This window comes from Bacillus sp. JJ1521, from assembly GCF_036965165.1.
In the GTDB taxonomy this organism is placed as follows: Bacteria; Bacillota; Bacilli; order Bacillales; family Bacillaceae_L; genus Ferdinandcohnia.
The window spans coordinates 1,328-6,763 of sequence record NZ_JBALOX010000014.1 but is presented as its reverse complement, the minus strand read 5'-3'; the positions used below and the strand labels follow the sequence as shown (position 1 = coordinate 6,763).

7 protein-coding genes and 1 pseudogene are annotated in these 5,436 nt (G+C 33.5%); 6 read left to right on the top strand and 2 right to left on the bottom strand.

The genetic code is table 11. The annotated features are described in order from the left end of the window. The first annotated feature begins 90 nt into the window (after nt 1–90). From V7147_RS03245 to V7147_RS03220, 6 genes are all read left to right on the top strand, one after another. Nucleotides 91–1,053, top strand: coding sequence for a catechol 2,3-dioxygenase (locus V7147_RS03245; protein ID WP_335366426.1), 963 nt, complete (start codon nt 91–93; stop codon nt 1,051–1,053). Nucleotides 1,054–1,182: 129 nt separating this feature from the next. Continuing rightward, entirely contained in the window at nt 1,183–1,386 is a 204-nt protein-coding gene (locus V7147_RS03240; protein ID WP_335366425.1) for a 2-hydroxymuconate tautomerase, read from the top strand. Nucleotides 1,387–1,681: 295 nt separating this feature from the next. Then, nucleotides 1,682–2,182 (top strand): GNAT family N-acetyltransferase, encoded by a 501-nt coding sequence (locus V7147_RS03235; protein ID WP_335366424.1) that lies wholly within the window; start codon nt 1,682–1,684, stop codon nt 2,180–2,182. A gap of 16 nt (nt 2,183–2,198) precedes the next feature. Further along, complete coding sequence (locus V7147_RS03230; RefSeq protein ID WP_335366423.1) at nt 2,199–2,699, top strand: GNAT family N-acetyltransferase; 501 nt, start codon at nt 2,199–2,201, stop codon at nt 2,697–2,699. Nucleotides 2,700–2,825: 126 nt separating this feature from the next. Then, nucleotides 2,826–3,212 (top strand): VOC family protein, encoded by a 387-nt coding sequence (locus V7147_RS03225; protein ID WP_335366422.1) that lies wholly within the window; start codon nt 2,826–2,828, stop codon nt 3,210–3,212. Between the two features lie 223 nt (nt 3,213–3,435). Next, the gene (locus tag V7147_RS03220; RefSeq protein WP_335366421.1) at nt 3,436–3,966 is read left to right on the top strand and encodes a hypothetical protein; all 531 of its coding nucleotides are present in this window, start codon (nt 3,436–3,438) and stop codon (nt 3,964–3,966) included. Between the two features lie 53 nt (nt 3,967–4,019). Here the strand turns inward: V7147_RS03220 and V7147_RS03215 are convergent, their stop codons facing one another. Beyond that, a complete protein-coding gene (locus tag V7147_RS03215) occupies nt 4,020–4,478 on the bottom strand; it encodes a hypothetical protein (protein ID WP_335366420.1) in 459 nt (152 codons plus the stop codon). Nucleotides 4,479–4,576: 98 nt separating this feature from the next. After that, nucleotides 4,577–5,178, bottom strand: a pseudogene (locus V7147_RS03210) (LysE family translocator). Between the last annotated feature and the right edge of the window lie 258 nt (nt 5,179–5,436).

Below are 5,436 nucleotides of genomic sequence, written 5' to 3'. Positions count from 1 at the left end.
AATTGAATTTATTATTATGAATATTACGTATGAGAGTTTTTGAACTTCAATGAAATGTAAGCGTTTAAATACCGATTAGGAGGTTTTACGATGTCAAATTTTGACGTAGCACAATTAGCACATGTAGAACTATATTCCCCAAAGCCTGAGGAGACTCTTAAGTTTTTTACAGATTATCTTGGCTTGCAGATAAGTGGAAGAGAAGGGCAGTCTGTTTATCTAAGGGCATATGAAGATTTTTATCATCATACTTTAAAAATCACGGAAGCAAAGGAAGCCGGTATGGGACATGCTTCCTGGAGGACTAGCTCTGAAGCTGCATTATATCAAAGAGTTCATTCCCTTGAAAAAAGTGGATACGGGAAGGGTTGGATTGAAGGAGACCTTGGACATGGTGCCGCCTATCAGTTCCAAACACCGGATGGACATAATATGGAACTTCTTTGGAATGTTGAGTATTATCAAGCTCCAGATGATCAAAAAACATTACTTAAGAGTCGTCCACAAAAAAGGCCGAATGTCGGGATTCCAGCGAGACGCTTAGATCATATTAATTTAATGTGTGGAAATGTTACACAAAATAAACATTTTATGGCGGACGAATTAGGGTTTAAACTTCGTGAGAATATTATTATGAATGATGGAGCCGAGATGGGCGCGTGGATGAGTGTTAGCCCACTTGTACATGAAATTGCACTCATGGGAGACCAAAGTGGTGAAAAGGGAAGGTTTCATCATGTTGCATATTGGTATGGATACCCTCAACATTTAATGGATTTAGCAGATTTGCTAGTTGAAAACGGTTTTGAAATCGAGGCTGGTCCGGGAAAGCATGGAATTAGTCAGGCGTACTTTATGTATGTTTTTGAGCCGGGTGGAAACCGTATTGAATTGTTTGGTGATACAGGTTACTTAATACTAGATCCAGATTGGAAAACAATTACTTGGAAAGAGGAAGAATTGGATAAGGGGATTATTTGGTATGGCTCTCCACTCCCACAGGAATATTTCCTTTATGGGACACCAGATCGACCATCAGTTAAAGTGAAGTAAATAATTTTCTCCTATTACTAAGAAAATTGAATTGGAATAATTACAGATATTCATTCAGAGAAACATGAACCTTTCTTATTCATTAAGGGACGATATCAAATAGCTACATTAAAGAAAGGAGTTTCAATCATGCCTTTTGTTCAGATAAATATGTTAAAAGGGCGTTCACCCGAGAAAAAGGAAAAATTAATTCGAGAAGTGTCTATGTTAGTAGCTGAGGTATTAGAGTCTCCAATCGAAAATGTCCGTATCATGATAAATGAAATGCCTCCTGAACATTGGGGGATTGGAGGAGAATCCGTAAAAAAACGAACCCAAAAAAGCAATGTATAATTGGGAGAAAACAAATAGTGAAGAAACCAATTTATCATTCGAAATTTGTTTTAATAGTTAAAGCAGAGTTTAAAAGACTTCTGTCGTGCAAAGATCATCATTTGATGGTCTTTATTTTTTGAGAAACAATTGGAATATTATGTTAAAATTAAATAGTAATGATTTCTTACCGAAATGGATTGCTTTAATTATAAGAATAAAAAATGGCTTCGAATTGCACTAGAATTAAACGAACCGGAACATAAGTGGCTACAATTCTTGTATAAATTATGTTAATTAAAAGGTGAGGGGACAAATGATAAATATTAAAATACTTGAACCAAAAGATGCGGTAATTTATAGAGAAATAAGATTAGATGCATTAAAATCGAACCCTGAAGCATTCAGTTCAAGTTATGCTGAAGAAAAAGAGTATCTTCTTGAAAACTTTGAAAATAGGTTAAGTTTTGGTCATTTTTTCACATTTGGTGCTTTTGTAGATGACAAACTTTCCGGAGTAGTAACTTTGATAATTGAAACAAGGGTAAAAACGAAACATAAGGCAAATATTGTTGCCATGTTTGTCTATCCTGAGATGCGAAAGTCCGGAATTGGAAGAAGTTTAATGACTGAGGCTATCCAAAAGGCTAAAGAAATGAAAGAGATTGAACAAATTTATTTATCCGTAACGTCAAGCAATGAACCTGCAAAAAATCTTTATAAATCATTAGGCTTTAGAACCTATGGGATCGATAAAAATGGATTAAGAGTGAATGGCACATACTTCGATGATGAACTTATGGTTTTAGTTATATGAAAATGGAGGGAAAAAGGTGGTAAGGGTTGTAAAAATAGAAATGGATGATAACTTACTAAAAAACATCGATAGTTTTTATAGACAAGTGTGGAATCAGTCAATAATAGAACGATTGAAAAAGCATTTAAATTATGACGGTTTTAGGGGCTATATAATAAAATCAGATGCAGAGGAAATTCTAGGATTTTCTTATGGATATTCATCACGACCGGGGCAATATTATCATCAGGTACTTGCAGCAGAGCTTGGTCCAAAAGAGTATGAAAAATGGCTTGAAGATTGTTTTGAGTTCGTTGAATTAGCCGTACATCCCAAACATAGAAACCAGGGTTACGGAAAATTGCTAATTCATGAATTGCTTAAGGGAGTAACGAATAGAACCGTTGTACTAACAACTCAAGTAAATAATAAATCTGCACGTAATTTATATGAAGGATTGGGTTGGATGGTTGTAAGGGAACCTTTTATAATTACCAATAATGATACCCCATATGTTATTATGGGTAAGGTTTTATGAATTTTAATGTTGATTGCTTAATTTCTAAAATCACCTATAAAAGTGGTATGATATGGTAAGTTGTTTTGCTAGTAATCAGATTAGCAAAGCATATACATAGGAAATGCCATAGGAGGAAAAAACATAATGAAAATCATTGTTACAAGTTTATTTGTTGATGATCAAGACAAGGCATTGAATTTCTATTCTGAAGTACTAGGCTTTGAAAAAAAGCATGACGTTCCGATGGGCGAGTTTAGATGGATAACGCTTGTTTCTCCCGAGGCTCCAGAAGGTACCGAGCTTGTGCTCGAACCTAATAATCATCAGGCTGCCAAAGAGTACCAAAAGAAATTATTTGCAGACGGCATTCCAGCAACGATGTTTGGGGTTGCAGATGTCAACAAAGAGTACGAGCGATTAAAGAACCTTGGTGTAAAATTTACGATGGAGCCGAAAAACGCGGGTCCAGTCACAATAGCTGTCTTCGATGATACATGTGGCAACCTAATTCAGATTGCACATAATAATTAATTAATTAATTAATCCATATAAAAGACACGCTAATTCTAATAGTAAAAACATACGCAAAAAGAGCTTGTATTCCAAGCTCTTTTTCATTTTTGCAATTTATAGTCGCTTAAGAAAAACTTAAGGTAAAATATAATTGGATTTAATTTATTAGAAAAATGAAACTTTTTCTTATTATTATTCGTAAATATTATTAATAAGCAATTTTCAAAGGAAAGGAGACAAAATGTTACAAAACATTAATAAGGCATATTGGGTAGTGTTATTGATAATCGGGGTAATCGTGGGTGTTATAGCTGGATTTATAGGACCTAATGTTGTGCAACAAGTTGCCTTCAAACACAGCGGCACCTTTTTAGTATTAACTCCTTTTATTTCGAACATCTTAACGTTTATCGCTTTTGGTTTATTTATTTTATTTTGTATCGGTATGATATTTGAAGATAAAATATGGAATTATATAGGGATATTATTCTTGGTTGCATCTATTGGGATGGGGTATTACGCTAGTTTCGGTAACTATACGCTTATTTCAAATAACGATATTACTTTTAAAAAGCAGATGTCTGAAAATGTTTATAGATGGGACGAAATTACAGAAGTAGCTTATCTTCATGAAACCCAAGACCCTATTTATAAAATACAATTGTTTTTTGAAAATGGAAAAGAAGAGGTATTGGAAATAAACAGACAACATGTTCAAGAATTCTATAAAATACAAAGAAAGTTTATTAAAAATAACCTTAACTACTACTGATCTGGAATTTTGATATACATATATAAACAAAAAAAGGTGCGAATTGCACCCTTTTAATACTGCTTGAAAACAAACTGTTCCCTCAATTTTCGGTGTTGATCATGTTTCTTCGTCCAAGTCACAACAATTTTTAGCTCTGTCGCTTTTGCGTATAATGGAAAGTTTGTATGATGAAATGAAGGATATAAATTCTTTTTAGGTGCATCGTTTTCGACAGTAAATAGTTCATATTCGAAGCTTGTATTAGGCTCATTTCTATATGCTTCAACTCTTACCAATTCAATATTATCATCGCCAATATTTTTAATGTCTAGACTATAAACATTATATAAGTCTGGCTTATCTGAAATATTGGCTTTTGGGTCTTCATTATCAGGTTTGCCTACTACAACTTCCCATTGTTTCGAAACTTCCTTTGCAGAAAGTTTGTTCAGCGAAGCAGCTACGCCGATGCTCGGTACTGATGATATTAGTAATAAAGTAATAAAAAGAAATGATGTTATCTTTTTCATAAAATCACATCCATTTTTTTACTTATTTTGCATTTCGATTGAAAATCTATGCATAAGAAAATGAGTAGCACGAGACTACTCATTTAAAGTAAATACGTTCATTTTTCACTAAAGGCAATTTTTAATCCGATAAAGGTGAACAGAGATCCTTGAACCACGTTTATTTTTTTAGATAAAGTCGGATTTTTACGCAGGTAATAACCTACTTTTCCAGCAAAAATACTTATTAATGAAAAAATGACTAAAGTTTGGATGAGAAATAGGATTCCAAAAACAAGCATTTGAATGGAAACATGACCATTCTCGTAGTTTACAAACTGTGGAAAGAATGCTAGGAAAAACAAAGAAACTTTCGGGTTTAAAAGGTTCATAATGACGCCTTTTTTGTATAAAGACTTGTAGTCTAAAGTATCATCGTGGTGAAGTTAAAACTAGATGCTTTATCTCTAAACGAATTAAATGCTAAGAATAACAAGTATGCTGCTCCTGCATATTTTACGATAGTGAACGCAAAGGCAGACTTGTAAATCACAGCTGAGATTCCTATAGTCGCAGCTGTAATATGTACTAATAAACCTNNGATCCCTGCATTTTTTCCTTTTGCTATGCTCTGTGCCAAAGTGAACAAGTTATCTGGTCCTGGCATAATTGTAAGAACGATTGCTGCACCTAAGAAAGATATGACATTTAGGTAATCCATGTTTATCCCTCCAATATTTTAAGGATAATTTTAACATATACTATTGGACTATCATATTAAGAGTTGTAGAAAAGGGTTGGAAAAAAGTGGGTAATCAAAAAGGAAATTACAAACCTTTGTTGAATAGCTACTTATAAGCTTTAGGGGGAAAAGAAATGAACCGATTAAAAAGAATCGAAAATTATTTATTATACATGGGCATTATAACAAGTTGCTTAGGATTCGTTTATGTTTTAGGAATTTCAAATCGTATTGAAT

Coding starts and splice junctions, on each gene's coding strand:
- V7147_RS03235 (WP_335366424.1), top strand. CDS start 1,682: ATGATAAATATTAAAATACTTGAACCAAAAGATGCGGTAATTTATAGA.
- V7147_RS03225 (WP_335366422.1), top strand. CDS start 2,826: ATGAAAATCATTGTTACAAGTTTATTTGTTGATGATCAAGACAAGGCA.
- V7147_RS03220 (WP_335366421.1), top strand. CDS start 3,436: ATGTTACAAAACATTAATAAGGCATATTGGGTAGTGTTATTGATAATC.
- V7147_RS03215 (WP_335366420.1), bottom strand. CDS start 4,478: ATGAAAAAGATAACATCATTTCTTTTTATTACTTTATTACTAATATCA.
- V7147_RS03240 (WP_335366425.1), top strand. CDS start 1,183: ATGCCTTTTGTTCAGATAAATATGTTAAAAGGGCGTTCACCCGAGAAA.
- V7147_RS03245 (WP_335366426.1), top strand. CDS start 91: ATGTCAAATTTTGACGTAGCACAATTAGCACATGTAGAACTATATTCC.